The sequence below is a fragment of the Citrobacter youngae genome, from assembly GCF_003818115.1.
Taxonomy (GTDB): Bacteria; Pseudomonadota; Gammaproteobacteria; order Enterobacterales; family Enterobacteriaceae; genus Citrobacter; species Citrobacter youngae.
The window spans coordinates 244,613-264,307 of record NZ_RPOI01000010.1 but is presented as its reverse complement, the minus strand read 5'-3'; the positions used below and the strand labels follow the sequence as shown (position 1 = coordinate 264,307).

General features: G+C 56.5%; 16 protein-coding genes. 11 read left to right on the top strand and 5 right to left on the bottom strand.

What is annotated here, in order from left to right; translation table 11 throughout:
- Nucleotides 1-220 precede the first annotated feature (220 nt).
- From fes to entF, 3 genes are read left to right on the top strand one after another with little or no spacing between them, the layout of a single operon-like run.
- Entirely contained in the window at nucleotides 221-1,438 is a 1,218-nt protein-coding gene (gene fes, locus EHN13_RS10020) for an enterochelin esterase (protein ID WP_124021326.1), read from the top strand.
- 30 nt (nucleotides 1,439-1,468) lie between these two features.
- Nucleotides 1,469-1,687, top strand: coding sequence for an MbtH family protein (locus tag EHN13_RS10015; protein WP_061067489.1), 219 nt, complete (start codon nucleotides 1,469-1,471; stop codon nucleotides 1,685-1,687).
- Nucleotides 1,684-5,574 carry an enterobactin non-ribosomal peptide synthetase EntF gene (gene entF, locus EHN13_RS10010; RefSeq protein WP_124021325.1) on the top strand — a complete coding sequence of 1,297 codons (3,891 nt, stop codon included), beginning with the start codon at nucleotides 1,684-1,686 and terminating at the stop codon, nucleotides 5,572-5,574. Before EHN13_RS10015 ends, entF begins: the two co-directional genes overlap by 4 nt.
- Before the next feature lie 33 nt (nucleotides 5,575-5,607).
- Here the strand turns inward: entF and fepC are convergent, their stop codons facing one another.
- The 3 genes from fepC to fepD are packed head-to-tail and all read right to left on the bottom strand — an operon-like array spanning nucleotide 5,608 to nucleotide 8,404.
- On the bottom strand, nucleotides 5,608-6,411 hold the full coding sequence (gene fepC / locus EHN13_RS10005) for an iron-enterobactin ABC transporter ATP-binding protein (RefSeq protein WP_005123456.1): 804 nt from the start codon (nucleotides 6,409-6,411) through the stop codon (nucleotides 5,608-5,610).
- A complete protein-coding gene (gene fepG, locus EHN13_RS10000; protein ID WP_048212332.1) occupies nucleotides 6,408-7,400 on the bottom strand; it encodes an iron-enterobactin ABC transporter permease in 993 nt (330 codons plus the stop codon). Before fepG ends, fepC begins: the two co-directional genes overlap by 4 nt.
- A complete protein-coding gene (fepD, locus tag EHN13_RS09995; protein ID WP_124021324.1) occupies nucleotides 7,397-8,404 on the bottom strand; it encodes a Fe(3+)-siderophore ABC transporter permease in 1,008 nt (335 codons plus the stop codon). Before fepD ends, fepG begins: the two co-directional genes overlap by 4 nt.
- A 109-nt stretch (nucleotides 8,405-8,513) precedes the next feature.
- Between fepD and entS the strand changes: the two genes are divergently transcribed.
- Nucleotides 8,514-9,749, top strand: a complete 1,236-nt coding sequence (entS, locus tag EHN13_RS09990; RefSeq protein ID WP_048212330.1) for an enterobactin transporter EntS — start codon at nucleotides 8,514-8,516, stop codon at nucleotides 9,747-9,749.
- Between the two features lie 61 nt (nucleotides 9,750-9,810).
- Here the strand turns inward: entS and fepB are convergent, their stop codons facing one another.
- A complete protein-coding gene (fepB, locus tag EHN13_RS09985; protein WP_124021323.1) occupies nucleotides 9,811-10,767 on the bottom strand; it encodes a Fe2+-enterobactin ABC transporter substrate-binding protein in 957 nt (318 codons plus the stop codon).
- 188 nt (nucleotides 10,768-10,955) lie between these two features.
- Here fepB and entC point away from each other — a divergent pair, with 188 nt between their 5' ends.
- The 7 genes from entC to EHN13_RS09950 all read left to right on the top strand — a co-directional run bounded on the left by entC (nucleotide 10,956) and on the right by EHN13_RS09950 (nucleotide 18,389).
- Nucleotides 10,956-12,131: an isochorismate synthase EntC gene (gene entC, locus EHN13_RS09980; protein WP_115600786.1), complete on the top strand. Its 1,176-nt coding sequence runs from the start codon at nucleotides 10,956-10,958 to the stop codon at nucleotides 12,129-12,131.
- A 54-nt stretch (nucleotides 12,132-12,185) separates the two neighbouring features.
- Nucleotides 12,186-13,796 (top strand): (2,3-dihydroxybenzoyl)adenylate synthase EntE, encoded by a 1,611-nt coding sequence (gene entE / locus EHN13_RS09975; RefSeq protein ID WP_124021322.1) that lies wholly within the window; start codon nucleotides 12,186-12,188, stop codon nucleotides 13,794-13,796.
- 13 nt (nucleotides 13,797-13,809) lie between these two features.
- Entirely contained in the window at nucleotides 13,810-14,667 is an 858-nt protein-coding gene (locus tag EHN13_RS09970) for an isochorismatase (protein WP_061067495.1), read from the top strand.
- Nucleotides 14,667-15,422: a 2,3-dihydro-2,3-dihydroxybenzoate dehydrogenase EntA gene (entA, locus tag EHN13_RS09965; protein WP_124021321.1), complete on the top strand. Its 756-nt coding sequence runs from the start codon at nucleotides 14,667-14,669 to the stop codon at nucleotides 15,420-15,422. Before EHN13_RS09970 ends, entA begins: the two co-directional genes overlap by 1 nt.
- Nucleotides 15,423-15,424: 2 nt before the next feature.
- The gene (gene entH, locus EHN13_RS09960) at nucleotides 15,425-15,838 is read left to right on the top strand and encodes a proofreading thioesterase EntH (RefSeq protein ID WP_048212612.1); all 414 of its coding nucleotides are present in this window, start codon (nucleotides 15,425-15,427) and stop codon (nucleotides 15,836-15,838) included.
- Nucleotides 15,839-16,022: 184 nt separating this feature from the next.
- Nucleotides 16,023-18,128, top strand: a complete 2,106-nt coding sequence (gene cstA / locus EHN13_RS09955; RefSeq protein WP_016152202.1) for a pyruvate/proton symporter CstA — start codon at nucleotides 16,023-16,025, stop codon at nucleotides 18,126-18,128.
- Between the two features lie 63 nt (nucleotides 18,129-18,191).
- On the top strand, nucleotides 18,192-18,389 hold the full coding sequence (locus EHN13_RS09950; protein ID WP_003022064.1) for a YbdD/YjiX family protein: 198 nt from the start codon (nucleotides 18,192-18,194) through the stop codon (nucleotides 18,387-18,389).
- Between the two features lie 98 nt (nucleotides 18,390-18,487).
- Here EHN13_RS09950 and EHN13_RS09940 read toward each other — a convergent pair whose 3' ends face one another.
- Entirely contained in the window at nucleotides 18,488-19,576 is a 1,089-nt protein-coding gene (locus EHN13_RS09940) for an oxidoreductase (protein ID WP_101742380.1), read from the bottom strand.
- Between the last annotated feature and the right edge of the window lie 119 nt (nucleotides 19,577-19,695).

Here is a 19,695-nt window from a genome sequence, read left to right as displayed (position 1 = left end):
CCGTGTGCCGTTTTGGGCACCAGGCCTGATGTCGCCCGCATCTGCGTAAACCCCTCCGTTCCAGAAAAAGTACGCAGCGCCAGGTCGGTTTATAAGTGGTGAAAAACTGTGTGCGCTTCCCACAGCGCGTCAATACGCTATTGCAAATGCAAATAGTTATCAATAATATTATCAATATATTTCACGCTCAAATATAAAATTTCACAATAAACATGGGGTTATGGCGGTGACGACGTTAATGATGGGAAGCGAGGCGTGGTGGCAGTCGAAAAAAGGCCCGGAGTGGGAGCGTGAAGACAACGGAAATTATCGGGTAACGTTCTGGTGGCGTGACCCGCAGGGAACGGAAAAAGAGTCCGCCATTCACCGCGTGTGGGTCTACATTACCGGCGTCACCGATCATCATCAAAACGCTACCCCTCAGTCGATGCAACGCATTGATGGAACGAATGTTTGGTGCTGTAGCATTTCCCTGAGCGCTAACTGGCGCGGCAGTTACTGTTTTATTCCAACAGAACGGAACGATATTTTTGCTACGCTGGCACCGGGTGAAACACCCGATCGCACTGTGCTACGCGAAGGCTGGCGACAACTGCTGCCGCAGGCCATTGCCGATCCTCTTAATCCACAGAGCTGGCAGGGCGGTCGTGGTCACGCGGTATCTGCGCTGGAGATGCCAGATGCTCCCGTACAGCCAGGATGGGATCGCCCTGAAAATCCCGACTTGCCCGCAGTATGCCTGCAATGGCACAGCGATCGGTTGGGTAATACGCGCCGGGTGTGGGTTTTCACCACCGGTGAAGCCAACCCGCAAGAACGTCCCCTGGCTATTCTGCTGGACGGACAATTTTGGGCACACAGTCTGCCTGTCTGGCCGGCGCTGACCTCACTCACTCATCGTGGCCAGCTTCCTCCCGCGGTATATCTCCTGATTGATGCCATTGATACGCCGCATCGCAGCCATGAGTTGCCGTGTAACGCTGATTTTTGGCTGGCAGTTCAGCAGGAATTATTGCCGCTGGTCAAAACCACGACGCCATTCACCGATGACCCGCAGCGTACGGTGGTTGCCGGGCAAAGTTTTGGCGGTTTGGCTTCGCTGTATGCTGGCCTGAACTGGCCGGAACGGTTTGGCTGCGTACTCAGTCAGTCCGGATCTTATTGGTGGCCGCATCGCGGTGGTCATCAGGATGGCGTGATTATTGAACAACTGAAGGCCGGAACGGTAAGCGTTCAGGGTCTACGTATTGTGCTGGAAGCCGGGACCCGCGAGCCGATTATTTTTCGTGCTAATCAGGCGCTATTCGCCCAATTTCCCTCTGCACCACAGTCTATTTTCTGGCGTCAGGTTGAGGGTGGTCATGATGCGCTTTGCTGGCGCGGCGGCTTAATGCAAGGGCTGATGACGCTCTGGCAACCGCTCACCGACACGCTTTAACCGGACGATGTTCCACGACAGGAGTTGAGTATGGAATTCAGTAACCCCTTCGATAACCCGCAGGGACAGTTTTACATTCTGCAAAACCCACAACGTCAATTCAGCCTTTGGCCTCAGCAGTGCTCACTTCCTGCTGGCTGGACGGTTGTGTGCGAACCGCAGTCGCAGGAAGTCTGCCAGCAATGGCTGGATGCGAACTGGACCACGCTGACGCCAGCGAACTATGTCGATGTACAGGAGGCGCAATGACTCAGCGCTTACCTTTAGTTGCGGCCCAGCCGGGGATCTGGATGGCAGAAAAGCTCTCCACATTGCCCTCGGCGTGGAGCGTTGCACACTATGTCGAATTAACCGGTGAACTGAATGCACCACTGCTGGCAAAGGCAGTCGTGGCCGGTCTGGAGCATGCGGATACCCTGCGGATGCAGTTCACTGAGGATAACGGTGAAATCTGGCAATGGGTTGATCCTACGCTCACCTTTGCTGAACCTGACATTCTCGATTTACGCAATGAATCCAGTCCGCACGAGGCGGCACGTGCGTTGATGCGGGCGGATCTGCAACAGGATCTGCGCGCTGACGGTGGCAAGCCGCTGGTCTTCCATCTGCTCATTCAGGTGGGAGATAAACGCTGGTACTGGTATCAGCGCTATCATCACTTACTGGTTGATGGCTTTAGTTTCCCGGCTATTACCCGCCAGATTGCTGCAATTTACACAGCGTGGCTGCGCGGTGAATCCACGCCAGCCTCGCCATTTACGCCGTTTGCCGAGGTCGTGGAAGAGTATCAACAGTATCGTCAAAGCGATGCCTGGCAACGTGATAGCGCATTCTGGGCTGAGCAACGCCAACAACTGCCGCCGCCGGCTTCATTGTCGAACAAACCGCTGCCAGGTCGCTCAGCCAGCGCGGATATTATTCGCATGAAGTTAACTGCACCTGAAGGTTCATTCCGCCAGCTTGCGTCACGTATGCCAGATGTTCAGCGTGCGGATCTGGCGCTGGCGCTGGTTGCATTGTGGCTCGGTCGTTTATGCAGCCGAATGGACTATGCTGCCGGGTTTATCTTTATGCGCCGTATGGGATCAGCTGCGCTTACCGCTACCGGACCGGTGTTAAATGTCCTGCCCTTTGGCGTGAGACTTGATGCAGCAGAAAGTCTCCCTGCGCTTGCGCAACGGCTGGCCGGGCAGATGAAGAAAATGCGCCGACACCAGCGCTATGATGCCGAACAAATTGTCCGCGACAGCGGGCGTGCAGCCGGGGCTGAACCACTGTTTGGCCCGGTACTGAACGTGAAAATATTCGATTATCAGCTGAATATTCCCGGCGTACAGGCGCACACCCATACGCTGGCGACAGGACCGGTGAACGATCTGGAGCTGGCGCTGTTCCCGGATGAAAACGGTGGGCTGAGCATTGAAATTCTGGCGAATAAGCAGCGATATGACGCCGCTACGTTGGCGCAGCATGCCTCGCGTTTAATCGCGCTTATCGAGCAGTTTGCCGACAATCCATCGCTATGCTGCGGCGACGCCGAAATGTTGTTACCGACAGAACATGAGCGGCTGGCGAAGATTAACGACACGAGCGTGGAGATCCCGTCCACTACGCTGAGCGCGCTGGTGGCGCAACAGGCCGATAAAACACCGGATGCCCCGGCGCTGGCCGATGCCCGCTATCAGTTTAGCTATCGCGAAATGCGTCAGCAGGTGGTGGCACTGGCAAAACTGCTGCGCGAACGCGGTGTGCGCCCGGGGGACAGCGTGGCGGTTGCCTTACCGCGCTCCGTTTTCCTGACGCTGGCGCTGCACGGCATCGTCGAAGCGGGGGCAGCCTGGTTACCGCTGGATACCGGATATCCGGACGATCGTCTGCGGATGATGCTGGAAGACGCCAAACCTACGTTGCTTATCACTACTGATGAACAACGGGTTCGTTTTAGCGGTATCCCTGGGCTGGAAAGCCTGTGCTACACCGCTCCGCTGCCAGAGCAAGATGACACACCATTCGCTTTATCACGACCAAATCATACGGCCTATATCATCTTCACTTCCGGATCGACGGGCAGACCAAAAGGAGTGATGGTGGGGCAAACCGCAATCGTTAACCGTCTGCTATGGATGCAGAATCACTATCCGCTGACGGCCGACGATGTGGTGGCGCAAAAAACGCCATGCAGTTTTGATGTTTCGGTCTGGGAATTTTTCTGGCCTTTCATTGCCGGCGCAAAACTGGTGATGGCTGAACCAGAGGCACATCGCGACCCGCTGGCGATGCAACAGTTCTTCGCGACGTTTGGGGTGACGACAACGCACTTTGTACCGTCGATGCTGGCGGCATTTGTGAGCTCACTGACGCAAGAAACGGCGCGGGAAAGCTGCTCCACGTTGAAACAGGTGTTTTGTAGCGGTGAAGCGCTGCCGGCAGAATTGTGCCGCGAATGGGAGCAACTGACCCACGCGCCGCTGCACAATTTGTATGGGCCAACCGAGGCGGCGGTAGATGTAAGCTGGTATCCAGCCTGGGGTGAGGAGCTCGCTGCCGTAACCGGCAACAGCGTACCCATCGGCTATCCGGTCTGGAACACCGGTTTGCGGATCCTCGATGCCATGATGCGTCCAGTGCCCATTGGTGTCGCCGGTGACCTGTACCTGACAGGGATCCAACTGGCGCAAGGTTATCTGGGGCGTCCGGATCTGACGGCGAGCCGTTTTGTTGCCGATCCCTTTAGCCCAGGCGAACGTATGTATCGTACCGGAGACGTGGCGCGCTGGCTGGAAAATGGTGCGGTGGAATATCTTGGGCGCAGTGATGACCAGCTAAAAATTCGTGGGCAGCGTATTGAACTGGGCGAGATTGATCGGGTGATGCAACAACTACCAGATGTGGAGCATGCTGTTGCCCATGCCTGCGTATTCAATCAGGCGGTAGCGACAGGCGGCGATGCGCGCCAGTTAGTGGGCTATCTGGTGTCACAATCGGGTTTACCGCTGGATATTTCGGCATTGCGCGAGAGTCTGCGCGCAACCCTGCCTGCACATATGGTACCGACAGTGCTGCTGCAACTGGCGGAGCTCCCGCTCAGCGCCAACGGCAAGCTGGATCGTAAAGCGTTACCAATGCCACAACTGACGTCACGTCAGGAAGGGCGGGCGCCGCGAGCAGGGACTGAAACCACTATTGCTCAGGCGTTCACGGCCTTGCTGGGCTGCGAGGTCAATGATGTTGAAGCGGATTTCTTTGCGCTTGGCGGGCATTCGCTGCTGGCGATGAAGCTGGCCGCGCAGTTGAGCCGCATTTTTGCGCGCCAGGTAACGCCTGGGCAGATTATGGTGGCCTCGACCGTCGAACAGCTCAGCGCATTGCTGGATAGCAATGATGACGAGCAGTCGCAACGGCTGGGATTTGAAACGCTGCTGCCGCTGCGTGAAAGCGATGGTCCTGTGTTGTTCTGCTTCCATCCGGCATCGGGTTTCGCCTGGCAGTTTAGCGTGTTGTCACGCTATCTTCCTCCACAGTGGTCGATTATGGGTATCCAGTCACCGCGACCGGATGGCCCGATGCAAACAGCAGAAAACCTGGATGCGGTGTGCGAACAGCACCTGGCAACGTTACTTCGTCAGCAACCTCATGGACCTTATTATCTGATTGGGTACTCGTTGGGCGGTACGCTGGCGCAGGGCATTGCTGCCCGATTACACGCGCGTGGAGAAACGGTCGCGTTTCTCGGCCTGCTGGATACCTGGCCGCCGGAAACGCAAAATTGGTCGGAAAAAGAGGCCAATGGACTCGATCCGGAAGTGTTGGCGGAAATTGATCGTGAGCGGGAGGCGTTTCTGACTGCTCAGCAGAGCAATGCATCCGACGCATTGTTTAGTGCCATTGAAGGTAACTACGCCGATGCGGTTCGACTGCTGAGTACGGCACATAGCGTACCTTTTGCGGGACACGCGACGCTGTTTGTTGCTGAACGCACGTTACCGCCGGGAGTCAGCCCGGAACGCAGTTGGTCGCCGTGGATTTCCAGTCTGGATATTTATCGCCAGGACTGCGCGCACGTTGATATCATTACGCCAATGGCTTTCGAGAAGATTGGGCCAGTCATGCGTGACTTGCTCAACGATATCCAATAAATAGACTCGCCACCTCTGCGGAGGTGGCGCGATTTACCTGTTTGCAGTGCGTCCTAACGGAACCACTAACGGCGTTCCGGCAACCGGATCGTCGATAATCATACACCGTAGCCCATAGATTTTTTCAATGAGCTCTGCCGTGACAATCTCTTTCGGCGCACCCTCGGCGACGATCTTTCCATCACGAAGTGCAATCAGATGGGTGGCATAGCGACACGCCTGATTCAGGTCGTGCAGAACGGCGGCCAGCGTGTAACCTTTCTCCCGGTTTAGCTCACTCAACAGCTCCAGCAGATCAATCTGATGGCTGATATCCAGCCAGGTGGTCGGTTCGTCGAGCAGCATAATCGACGTTTCTTGTGCCAGTACCATCGCTATCCACGCGCGTTGTCGTTGACCGCCGGAGAGGGTATCCACACTTTGCGCCGCCAGATGTGTGATCCCCGTGGCCTGCATCGCGTGGGTTACCGCGATTTCATCTTCTTTACGCCAGCGGGTAAATAAAGGTTGATGTGGATAACGCCCACGAGCAACCAGCTCCTGCACGGTAATATCGCCCGGCGTGGTGGCATTTTGCGCCAGCAGACCAATTCTGCGTGCGACCTCTTTACTGGGGTAATGTTGAATATGTTCACCATCGAGCCAGACTTTGCCGTGCGCGGGCGTCATCAGACGACTCAATGTACGTAGCAGCGTGGACTTTCCACAACCGTTGGGGCCAATAATGGCAGTGAAGTGACCATCGGGGATCGAGACATTAAGGTTTTCTGCCACGGTAAACTTGCCATAACCCAGCGTTAACTGGTCGCCACGCAAACGGGCTACTGATTCGGTCATTTTTTGCGGGACTCCTGAATTAACAAGACGATAAGGTAAATACCGCCGAGGCTTACGGTGACAACGCCAACCGGAAGCTGATAAGGCATAAATAGCTGCTGAGCGCATAAATCGGCCATCAGCAGTAGCAGGGCGCCGCACAGCGCCGACTGCGTTAATCCCCAACGTGCCGTGCCGCTAAGCCGACGCGCGATGTGTGGGGCAACCAGGGCAATAAACGAGATAGGTCCTGCCAGCGCGGTGGCCGCAGCGGTCAACACCACGGCGACCAGCATCATCATCAGACGTGAGCGTTCAACGCTAACACCGAGCGCACAGGCGCTGTCATCACCCATTTCCAGTAAACGCAGGCGGCGTACCAACAGCGCGGCGCACCCCAGCATCACGATAATCAGCGGCGCAGAAGGCCAGGTCTTCGCCCAGGTCAGACCGTTGAGCGATCCGGCGTTCCACAGCCCGGCGGTCAGCGCGGTTTCTAAGGACGCCTTCAGCAGCAGCCAGGTGTTGAAGGCCACCAGCATAGCGCGAATGCCGATCCCGATGATGATCAGCCGGAAGGTGTCGATGCCGTTGCGCCAGGCCAGCGCCCAGACCACCAGCGAAGTCAGGATCCCGCCGAGCATTGCCGCCAGTGCGATGGCGGTAAGATGCTGACCAAACAGCACCATTGCCACCAGTACGCCGCTCCAGGCACCGGTATTGAAGCCCATCACGTCCGGGCTACCCAGCGGGTTACGCATCAATGACTGGAATATCGCGCCGCTAACGCCCAGCGCCGCGCCAATCAGCAGCGCCATCAACACGCGTGGTAATCGCCACTCGGTCACCACCAGCGTAATGCTACGCGGTGCATCACCGAACAGGGCGGCAATAATTTGCGGGGTCTCGAGCATAACGGCACCGCTACGCAGGCTCCACAATCCAACGGCCAGGCAACCGACGACCAGCAGCAGACAACTGACAATCAGGCGACGGGAGAGGTGCATCATGCGCCACCCCCGCGCGATTTACGGCGTACCAGAAAGATAAGCACCGGCGCGCCGATAAACGCGCTGACGACCGAGACGCGCAGCTCGCCGGGCACAATCAGACGACCGATGATATCGGCAATCAACAGCAGGGAAGGGGTGGCCAGCAGAGTGACGGGCAGCGACCAGCGATGATCTGCGCCCACCAGCCAGCGTGCCATATGCGGCATCATCAGGCCGATAAAGGCGATAGGGCCGACGATGGCGGTCGCACTTCCGCACAGTACGGTAATCACCAACAGGCCAATAAACTGGGTACGCGCAACTTTGCTACCCAACGCCGTTGCGGTGTCGCTTCCCAGACTGAGGCTATTCAGAGCGCGGCTAAGAAACAGCGCGACAGCACCGGCTATCAGGACCGGGATCAGCACGACTTTCAGCGTCTGCAGGCTGCGGATATCCAGTGAACCGGCTTGCCAGAAACGCAACTGGTCGTAGACGTCCGGGTTGAGCAGGGCGATGCCTGTGGATAATCCTTCCAGAACAGCACCCAGCGCAACACCGGCCAATGTCAGACGTACCGGACTGAGCTGCCCGCCGCCCTGACTGCCGGTAAATGCCACGATCAGCGATGCGACCAGCGCACCGGCAAAAGCCATCAGCAGTTGTTCTTGCGCAGAGGAGAAGCCGAACAGTGCGGCCCCCAGCACAATAGCAAAGCTGGCACCAGAGTTGACGCCCAGAATACCGGGATCGGCGAGAGGGTTTCGCGTGAGCGTTTGCATCAGCGCACCCGCCAGGCCCAGTGCACCACCTGCGAGGAGCCCTGCCAGCGTACGCGGGAGTCGCGCGTCCAGCACGATGGTGCAATCGGCGCTTTGACAACTGCCGGTGAGTGCATCAAATACCACGGAGGTGGGCAGCGACTTTGCGCCAATAACCAGACTTAATGCCGTGGTGAGAACAAGTAGTAACAACAGTCCGGGCACGGCGAAGGCGCGTGTCACGGAAATAGAGCATGACATATCAACTTCCCTGATAATGATAGTAATTATCGTTATCGATCTTATTTGGATATGTTAGCATGTGCAGCCATTGAATGGATATTGAAAAAGTACCTGGTAAGGCTCTGTAATGAATCGACAATCCTGGCTGCTTAATCTCAGCCTGTTAAAGACCCATCCTGCATTTCGCGCCGTCTTCCTCGCCCGTTTTATTTCCATTGTCTCTCTGGGGCTATTGGGGGTTGCGGTCCCGGTACAGATCCAGATGATGACGCAGTCGACCTGGCAGGTCGGTTTGTCGGTTACGCTGACCGGGAGCGCCATGTTTATTGGTCTGATGGTGGGCGGCGTACTGGCCGATCGCTATGAGCGCAAAAAGGTGATCCTGCTGGCTCGCGGAACCTGTGGGATCGGTTTTATTGGCCTGTGTCTGAACGCACTGCTGCCCGAACCGTCGTTGCTGGCTATCTATATTCTTGGTTTATGGGATGGCTTTTTCGCCTCGCTGGGTGTCACTGCGTTGCTGGCGGCGACGCCGGCGCTGGTCGGGCGTGAAAATCTGATGCAGGCCGGGGCGATTACCATGCTGACTGTGCGTCTGGGATCGGTGATTTCGCCAATGCTTGGTGGGGTGTTGCTGGCGACCGGTGGCGTGGCCTGGAACTACGGCCTGGCGGCGGCGGGTACATTTATTACCTTGCTGCCGTTGTTGAGCCTTCCCGCATTACCGCCTCCGCCGCAGCCGCGCGAGCATCCTCTGAAATCGCTGCTGGCAGCATTTCGCTTTCTGCTTTCCAGCCCGCTGATTGGCGGCATTGCGCTGCTTGGCGGTCTGTTGACCATGGCGAGCGCCGTGCGCGTGCTGTATCCGGCACTGGCGATAAACTGGCAGATGTCGAGCGCACAGATTGGGTTACTGTATGCGGCTATTCCCCTGGGCGCGGCCATCGGGGCTTTAACCAGTGGGCAACTGGCGCACAGCGTGCGTCCGGGTCTGATTATGCTGGCATCAACTGTGGCCTCTTTCCTGGCTATCGGTCTGTTTGGCTTGATGCCCGTTTGGCAGCTTGGTGTGGTTTGTCTGGCGCTGTTTGGCTGGCTGAGTGCGGTCAGTTCTTTGTTGCAGTACACCCTGTTACAGACGCAGACGCCGGAAGCGATGCTCGGGCGAATTAACGGTTTGTGGACCGCACAGAACGTCACCGGCGATGCGATTGGCGCGGCGCTGTTAGGGGGGCTGGGGGCGATGATGACGCCTGCGGCCTCGGCAAGCGTCAGTGGGTTTGGGTTGGTGATTGTCGGTCTTTTACTGCTGCTGTTGTTGGGAGAAGTGCGCCGATTCCGGCAAGTTCCCGTGAATGTCTGATCGCGTTATGCTCTACGGATTGTAGGCCGGATAAGGCGTTAGCCGCATCCGGCGCTGGCAATTAAAACAGAGCCGACAGACGTTGCAGCAGCAGCGTTGCGCTGTAGTAGTCGAGACGGAAGGTTTCCGTGCCCAGCGCATAAACGCGTTTGTTTTGCACAGCAGGCAGATGCGCCAGCAGTGGATTAGCGTAAATCGCATCGGCATCTTTGCTGTCGCCTGCAAACAGGAACAGCGCTTCGCCATTCAGACCCGCCGCCAGGTTTTCACCACCAAGCTGGATAATATCGTGACGTTTACCCTGGCTCTGGCTGGTATGTAGTCCGGCAGGTAGTGGTGCCAGCGTGAAACCGAGCTGTTCCATCAGCTTGCCTTGCGCGGACTCCGGCGTCCACAGGTTGGCGCTGTGTGCGGCTGCGGTATACACCAGCGCACTGACTGGCTGTGGCGGCAGGGGGATACGTTGCTTTACCGCGAGCAGTTGCTTATCAAACTCAGCAATACGCGCCGCTGCCTGTTGCTCCTGCCCGGTGATTTCACCTAATTGTGTCAGCAGTGACTGCCAGCTTTTGTCGTCGTAATTAATGATAAGCGTAGGGGCTATGGTGGACAGTTGATCGTACAGTGCAAGCGCGGAATCTCCCCCGGTGGCGCTGACCAGAATCAGATCCGGCATTTGTGCTGCAACGGCTTCGGCGCTCGGCTCGCCAATATACAGGCGGCTCAGTTTGCGTTCTTTGGCGACGTCGCTCCACTGGCGTAAAAAGCCCTGAGCATCACCAATACGGTTATTCGGTGTCGTGGCACCGCTGGCAATGATAGGCGCATCAATAGCGAGCAGAGAACCGGTGAGCGTGACGCTGGTGGACACAATGCGCAGTGGCTTATGTTCCAGCGTGTGCGTGCCGCGGCTGTCGGTAACCTGGCGTGGCCAGTCAGCGGCATGGCTTAAAGAAATTCCTGAAATAACGAGTCCAACCAGTAACAGCGCAGTGCGGTAAAACGCGGAAAATCTCACAAATAAGCTTCCTGTTATCAATGTGGTTAATGCTTCTCATTTTCATTGTTACGCGTCAGGGATGCAAGCCTAAGTCGCACATTGTGTTACCACAAGAGTTGACATACTGACGCTTTGCTTTTAGGTTAGCGACCGAAAATATAAATGATAATCATTATTAAAGCCTTTATCATTTTATGGAGGATGATATGGACACGTCACTGGCCGAGGAAAAAACGCAGACTATGGCAACTCTCGCTCCCGACAGTTTTTTCTTTATGTCGCCGTATCGTAGTTTTACGACGTCAGGATGCTTCGCCCGCTATGCGGAACCGGCAATTGATGGTGATTCACCAGACAGCCCTTTCCAACAGAAAATGCACGCACTGTTTGCGCAGGCCAAATCGCAGGGCATCGCAAACCCCATTATGGTAGGGGCCATTCCCTTTGACACCCGCCAGCCCTCGTCGCTGTTTATTCCTAAATCATGGCAAAGCTTCTCACGCACGGCAAAGCAGCAATCAGCACGTTACTTTACTGCCCATCAGTCGCTGAATGTCGTTGAGCGTAAATCGATTCCTGAGCAGGATTTTTTCGAAGATATGGTCGCCAGAGCAGCGGCGCTGACGTCAACCCCGGAAGTCGACAAAGTGGTGCTGTCTCGCCTGATTGATGTGACCGCCGACGCCAATATCGACAGTGGTGCGCTGCTGGAGCGGCTGGTAGCGCAAAACCCGGCAAGCTACAACTTCCATGTGCCCATCGACGATGGCGGTGTACTGATCGGCGCCAGCCCAGAATTGCTGTTACGCAAAGAAGGCGACCATTTCAGTTCGCTGCCGCTGGCGGGATCTGCGCGTCGCCAACCGGACGATGTTCTGGACCGGGAGGCTGGGATCCGTCTGTTAGCTTCCGAGAAAGATCGCCATGAACACGAACTGGTCACCCAGGCGATGAAAGCGGTTCTGCGCGATCGCAGCAGCGAGTTGCAACTTCCTTCGTCTCCGCAACTGGTCACCACGCCCACGCTCTGGCATCTCGGTACCCCGTTTGAAGGTAAAGCCAATGCCCAGGAAAACGCACTGACGCTGGCTTGTCTGCTGCATCCAACACCGGCGCTAAGTGGCTTCCCGCATCAGGTCGCACGTAAACTTATCGCCGAACTGGAGCCGTTCGATCGCGAACTTTTCGGCGGCATTGTTGGCTGGTGTGATTCGCAGGGCAACGGCGAATGGGTCGTGACGATCCGCTGTGCGAAACTGCTGCGTAATCAGGTACGTTTTTTCGCCGGAGCCGGCATTGTGCCCGCCTCGTCACCGATTGCGGAGTGGCGTGAAACAGGTGCTAAGCTATCCACCATGTTGAATGTTTTTGGACTGCATTAAGCGCCTGGTCTACCAGGCTATTCAGGCCTTATCGACAGGCTCTAAGGAGCAATAATGAGTATTCCTTTCACCCGTTGGCCGGAAGAGTTTGCCCGCCGCTACCGTGAAAAAGGCTACTGGCAGGATTTGCCGCTGACCGACATTCTGACCCGCCACGCCGATTGCGACCAGACGGCGGTGATTGACGGGGAACGCCATCTTAGCTACCGCCAGTTAAATCAGGCGACGGATAATCTTGCCTGTAGCCTGCGTTGTCAGGGGATCAAATCCGGCGAGACCGCACTGGTGCAGTTAGGCAACGTGGCTGAGCTGTATATCACTTTCTTCGCACTGCTCAAACTGGGCGTGGCTCCCGTATTGGCACTGTTTAGCCATCAGCGTAACGAACTCAACGCCTACGCAGCGCAAATTAAACCGGCGTTACTGATTGCCGATCGCCAGCATGCGTTATTCAGTGACGACGAGTTTCTGAATATCTTTGTTGCCGAACACAATTCAGTGCGCGTGGTCCAGTTGCTCAATGATGACGGCGAACACAATCTGCAAACGGCTATAAGCCAACCCGCAACGGCGTTTACCGCCACGCCATCGCCTGCCGATGAAGTGGCGTATTTCCAGCTTTCCGGCGGCACGACCGGGACGCCAAAGCTGATCCCGCGTACCCACAATGATTACTACTACAGCGTGCGCCGCAGCAACGAGATTTGCCATTTCACTGGAGAAACGCGCTATCTGTGCGCTATTCCAGCGGCGCATAACTACGCCATGAGTTCGCCTGGCGCGCTGGGCGTTTTCCTCGCGGGTGGAACAGTGGTGCTGGCGGCAGACCCGAGCGCGACGTTGTGCTTTCCGTTGATTGAACAGCATCAGGTAAACGTTACGGCGTTGGTACCGCCAGCGGTGAGTCTGTGGCTGCAGGCAATTCAGGAGTGGGGCAGTAACGCACAACTGGCTTCGCTGAAACTGTTGCAGGTGGGAGGCGCGCGGCTTTCGGCTTCGCTTGCCGCTCGCATTCCGGCGGAAATAGGCTGCCAGTTGCAGCAGGTCTTCGGTATGGCGGAAGGGCTGGTGAACTACACCCGTCTGGACGACAGTCCCGAGCGCATCATCAATACCCAGGGCCGTCCGATGTGCCCTGACGATGAGGTTTGGGTGGCAGACGCTGACGGTAATCCTTTACCACAGGGCGAGACCGGACGCCTGATGACGCGTGGCCCGTACACCTTCCGGGGTTACTTCAATAGCCCTGAACACAATGCCAGCGCGTTTGATGCTAACGGATTCTATTGCTCTGGTGATCTGATCGCCATCGATCGGGATGGTTACATCACCGTGCAGGGGCGCGAGAAAGATCAGATTAACCGCGGCGGGGAGAAGATCGCTGCCGAAGAAATCGAAAACTTGTTACTGCGCCATCCGGCGGTGATTCATGCGGCATTGGTCAGTGTGGATGACGAACTGATGGGCGAGAAAAGCTGCGCCTGCCTGGTGGTGAAAGAGCCGCTGCGCGCGGTACAGGTGCGTCGTTTTCTGCGCGAACAGGGCGTGGCGGAATTCAAATTGCCGGACCGTGTCGAGTGCGTTGAGTCATTGCCGCTGACCCCGGTAGGCAAAGTGGATAAAAAACAATTACGTCAGTGGCTGGCATCACGTTCACCGGCCTGAAGGAGAAGAAGAAATGGCAATCCCTAAACTGCAGGCTTATGCGCTGCCAACGGCGCTTGATGTTCCGGCAAATAAAGTTGACTGGGCATTTGAACCAGAACGCGCCGCGCTGCTAATCCACGACATGCAGGACTATTTTATCGGCTTTTGGGGCGAGAACTGCCCGATGATGGAACAGGTAGTGGCCAACATCGCCGCGCTGCGTCAGTACTGTAAAGCACATAATATTCCGGTCTATTACACCGCGCAGCCGAAAGAACAAAGCGATGAAGACCGTGCGTTGTTGAATGATATGTGGGGACCCGGTCTGACGCGCTCGCCTGAACAGCAAAAAATCGTCGATGCGCTGGCACCGGACGAAGCGGATACCATTCTGGTTAAATGGCGTTACAGCGCGTTTCATCGTTCACCGCTGGAGCAGATGCTAAGAGACACTGGACGTAACCAGCTGATCATCACCGGCGTGTATGCGCATATTGGCTGCATGACCACCGCGACTGATGCCTTCATGCGTGATATTAAGCCGTTTATGGTCGCAGATGCGCTGGCGGACTTTAGCCGTGATGAACACCTGATGTCGCTGAAATACGTGGCGGGGCGTTCCGGTCGCGTGGTGATGACCCAGGAGTTACTGCCGACGTCTGTTCCGGACAGTAAAGATGCGCTGCGCAGCGTGATTCTGCCGCTACTCGATGAGTCTGAAGAGCCAATGGATGACGAAAACTTAATCGATTACGGTCTGGACTCAGTACGTATGATGGCGCTGGCGGCCCGTTGGCGGAAAGTGCATGGCGATATCGACTTTGTGATGCTGGCGAAAAAACCGACCATTGACGCCTGGTGGACGCTGCTCTCCCGCGAGGTGAAGTGATGGCCGGATTTGATTTCACAGGGAAAACCGTCTGGATAACCGGCGCGGGAAAAGGCATTGGCTACACCACGGCGCTGGCGTTTGTTGACGCCGGGGCACAGGTTACGGGCTTCGACCGCGAGTTCGCGCTGGCAGAGTATCCCTTTGCCACTGAGGTGATGGACGTGGCGAACGCGCAGCAGGTGGCGCAGGTATGCGAGCGTTTGCTGGCGAATACCGGGCGTCTCGACATACTGGTGAACGCCGCAGGGATCCTGCGTATGGGACCAACCGACGCGCTGAGCGTGGAGGACTGGCAGCATACCTTTGCCGTCAACGTGGGCGGAGCATTCAATTTGTTTCAGCAGACGATGGCGCAGTTTCGTCGCCAGCGGGGCGGGGCAATTGTCACCGTCGCATCGGATGCGGCGCACACGCCGCGTATCGGCATGAGTGCTTATGGGGCGTCAAAAGCCGCGCTGAAAAGCCTGGCGCTAACCGTGGGACTTGAACTGGCGGGCAGCGGCGTGCGCTGCAATGTGGTTTCGCCAGGCTCGACCGATACCGACATGCAGCGTACGTTGTGGGTCAGTGATGATGCGGAACAGCAGCGTATTCGAGGGTTTGGCGAGCAGTTTAAGCTCGGCATTCCGTTGGGGAAAATCGCCCGGCCGCAGGAGATCGCCAACACGATTTTATTCCTCGCCTCCGATCTGGCCAGCCACATTACGTTGCAGGATATTGTGGTGGACGGCGGCTCCACGCTGGGGGCATGACGATGATCTGGAAACGTCATTTAACGCTGGATGAACTGAATGCCACCAGTCAGAACACCATGGTGGCGCATCTGGGCATGGTTTATACCCGACTGAGTGATGATGTGCTGGAAGCCGAAATGCCGGTGGATGAGCGTACGCATCAGCCGTTTGGTTTGCTGCACGGCGGCGCGTCGGCGGCTCTGGCGGAAACGTTGGGGTCAATGGCGGGTTATCTGATGACTCGAGACGGGCAGTGTGTGGTGGGAACTGAGTTGAACGCCACGCATCACCGCGCAGTATCGCAGGGGAAAGTGCGCGGTGTGTGCCAGCCGTTGTATCTTGGGCGACAGAATCAAAGCTGGGAAATCGTCATCTTTGATGAACAGGGGCGGCGCTGCTGCACCTGCCGTTTAGGCACGGCGGTGATGGGGTGAAGTCACCCGGCAAAGTAAAATGAAATTGCAGGGTTAACAGGTAAATGAAGTGATCTAGTTAACAATGTAATGTAAATACTCAGTGATACTTCGGGTTTGCATGGTTGTCAGGTTGTTAAATCCAGAAAAGATGTTATAGAAACAAAATGTAACATCTCTCTGGATAGGACAACGGATAACAACTATGAATAAATCAGGGAAGTACCTCGTCTGGACAGTGCTCTCCGTAATGGGAGCATTTGCCCTCGGCTATATCGCATTAAACCGTGGTGAACAGATCAACGCGTTGTGGATAGTCGTGGCGTCGGTCTGTGTCTATCTTATCGCTTACCGTTTCTATGGCCTGTACATCGCGAAAAATGTACTGGCGCTGGACCCGACGCGTATGACGCCAGCCGTGCGTCATAACGACGGTCTGGACTATGTTCCCACCGATAAAAAAGTACTGTTTGGTCACCATTTTGCAGCGATTGCCGGAGCGGGTCCGTTAGTTGGACCGGTGCTGGCGGCGCAAATGGGCTATCTGCCGGGGATGATCTGGCTGCTCGCCGGGGTAGTGCTGGCCGGCGCGGTGCAGGACTTTATGGTGCTGTTTGTTTCTACCCGTCGCGATGGTCGTTCCCTTGGCGAACTGGTGAAAGAAGAGATGGGCCCAACGGCGGGTGTTATTGCGCTGGTGGCCTGTTTTATGATCATGGTGATTATCCTCGCGGTACTGGCGATGATAGTCGTGAAAGCGCTAACCCACAGCCCGTGGGGAACTTACACCGTAGCGTTCACTATCCCGCTGGCGATTTTTATGGGGATTTACCTGCGTTATCTGCGCCCGGGGCGCATTGGCGAAGTGTCGGTCATCGGTCTGGTGTTCCTGGTATTTGCCATTATTTCCGGTGGCTGGGTGGCGGAGAGTCCTACCTGGGCCCCTTATTTTGACTTTACCGGTGTACAGCTGACCTGGATGCTGGTGGGTTACGGTTTCGTGGCTGCCGTGCTGCCGGTCTGGCTGCTGCTGGCACCGCGTGATTACCTTTCTACCTTCCTGAAAATCGGCACCATTGTGGGTCTGGCGGTAGGGATCCTGATCATGCGCCCGACGCTGACCATGCCTGCGTTGACCAAGTTTGTTGACGGTACCGGCCCGGTCTGGAGCGGTAACCTGTTCCCGTTCCTGTTTATTACCATCGCCTGCGGCGCAGTCTCTGGTTTCCACGCGCTGATTGCCTCCGGCACCACGCCGAAGATGCTGGCGAATGAAGGTCAGGCCTGCTTTATCGGCTATGGCGGGATGCTGATGGAATCCTTTGTCGCCATTATGGCGCTGGTAGCGGCCTGCGTTATCGACCCGGGCGTCTACTTTGCGATGAACAGCCCGATGGCGGTACTGGCACCTGCCGGAACCACCGATGTGGTTGCGTCAGCGGCACAGGTCGTGAGCAGCTGGGGCTTTGTTATCACGCCTGATACGCTGCATCAGATCGCGAACGATGTCGGCGAACAATCCATTATCTCCCGTGCAGGCGGCGCGCCGACGCTGGCGGTGGGCATGGCGTATATTCTGCACGGTGCGCTGGGTGGCATGATGGATGTGGCATTCTGGTATCACTTCGCCATTCTGTTTGAAGCCCTGTTTATTTTGACGGCAGTAGACGCCGGTACGCGCGCCGCGCGCTTTATGCTGCAGGATCTGCTGGGCGTGGTGTCACCAGGGCTGAAACGTACCGATTCGCTGCCAGCGAACCTGTTGGCGACGGCGCTGTGCGTACTGGCCTGGGGTTACTTCCTGCACCAGGGCGTGGTGGATCCACTGGGCGGTATTAACACCCTGTGGCCGCTGTTTGGTATCGCCAACCAGATGCTGGCCGGTATGGCGTTGATGCTCTGTGCGGTGGTGCTATTCAAGATGAAACGCCAGCGCTACGCATGGGTGGCGCTGGTGCCAACCGCCTGGCTGCTGATTTGTACCCTGACCGCTGGCTGGCAGAAAGCGTTTAGCCCGGATGCGAAAATCGGCTTCCTGGCTATCGCCAACAAATTCCAGGCGATGATCGACAGCGGTAACATTCCGGCGCAGTACACCCAGTCGCAGCTGACGCAGCTGGTGTTTAACAACCGCCTGGATGCGGGTCTCACCATCTTCTTCATGGTAGTCGTTGTGGTGCTGGGTCTGTTCTCCATCAAAACTGCGCTGGCAGCGTTGAAAGAGGACAAACCAACGTCGAAAGAGACGCCGTACGAGCCGATGCCTGAGAATGTCGAAGAGATCGTGGCGCAGGCGAAAGGCGCGCACTAATATTCTCTTAACCAATGAGCCCTCTCCTGAACGGGGAGGGCGTTTGTACGACAGGGAATCACTATGTTTGAAACACTCGCCAAAGCCGGGAAGTATTTAGGTCAAACCGCCCGGTTAATGATCGGTGTGCCGGATTACGACAACTATGTTGAGCATATGCGCGTCACGCATCCGGACCAAACGCCAATGACCTACGAAGAATTTTTCCGCGAGCGCCAGGATGCGCGCTATGGGGGCAAAGGTGGCGCGAAGTGCTGTTGATTTTTTGCCGGATGGCGCTAACGCTTATCCGGCCTACAACATTGCATTGGCCGTAGGCCTGATAAGGCGAAGCCGCCATCAGGCAACCTGCACCATAGTCACACCGTAAACGTCTCTACCTTCTCAAATGCCGCACGCAGTGTTTCCGGTGTTAGCTCCACCGGCAGCGCGTGAATGGACTCCACCGGGCGCAGGGTATGCGCAATCACCTTATCGATTTCGGCGCGGTTTTGGATGTCCACTTCCAGTTGAGCCAACCGGGTTGGCAAATTGAAGCGCTGATAGGCGGTAATTAACTGCGCCAGCACAGCATCTTGTCCCAACAACGCACTCTGCACCAGTATGCCGTACGCTACTTTGGTGCCATGTAAAAATTTCTCCGTTTGCGGGAGGACGGTCAGGCCATTATGCACCGAGTGTGCCGCCGCCACGCGGGTGTAGCGCTCGCCCAGACCGCCGACCATGCCGCCTCCGGCAATGATCGCATCCACCACGTCGCAAAATGCACGGGTCAGTTCACCACGCTGCTTATCTGCCAGCGCCTGCTCGCTGCTCTGAAGGAGAACGTCGCGGATCGCCAATGCGCCGTTGATGCCAAGACGTACAGTCAGCGGCAAGGTTTCAGGCTGTGGGGCGAGCACAACCGCTTCGTACCATTTCGCCAACGTGTCCCCGATACCAGCCAGCAAATACGCGTCTGGCGCATTAAGCACGATCTCTGGCTCTACCAGTACCAAAAAATTGGCATCATCGAAAATTTCGAAATGCAGTGCCTGACCTGCATCGTTGTACCACACGGACAGCGGCGTCCAGGCAGCACAGGTGGCGGCAATGGTTGGGATTGCTACAAAGGGTAAACCAAGGCGGCGCGCCAGCGCTTTGGCTGTGTCGAGCAATGTCCCGCCGCCCACGCCAATCACCACGCTGCGATTCTCTCCTGACTCTGTTGCCAGTTGCCCAACATCTTTTTCGCTGCAATGACCCGTAAACAGCAGGTGTTTAGCCTCGGCAAGATGAAAGGCCTCTGGCAGATAAGGCCGGGCTGCATTGATGGCGCGCTCACCATATACCCAGACGGCGCGTGAGAGTTGATCCTTTGTGAAAAAATCGTTGAGTCTCGACAGGCTGCCGCGATGGGAAAAATAGTTAGCCGGGCCGGTGACGACGCGAATCTCGGTATTACTCATGTTGTGTTGTCCTTTTGGCTGTCCTGTCCAGGCAGGTTATTTTTATATAGACGTCTGAACGTCTTGATTGCCAAATACTAGCATCGTGCTATAGTGGCTTCAACCACAACATCACACGC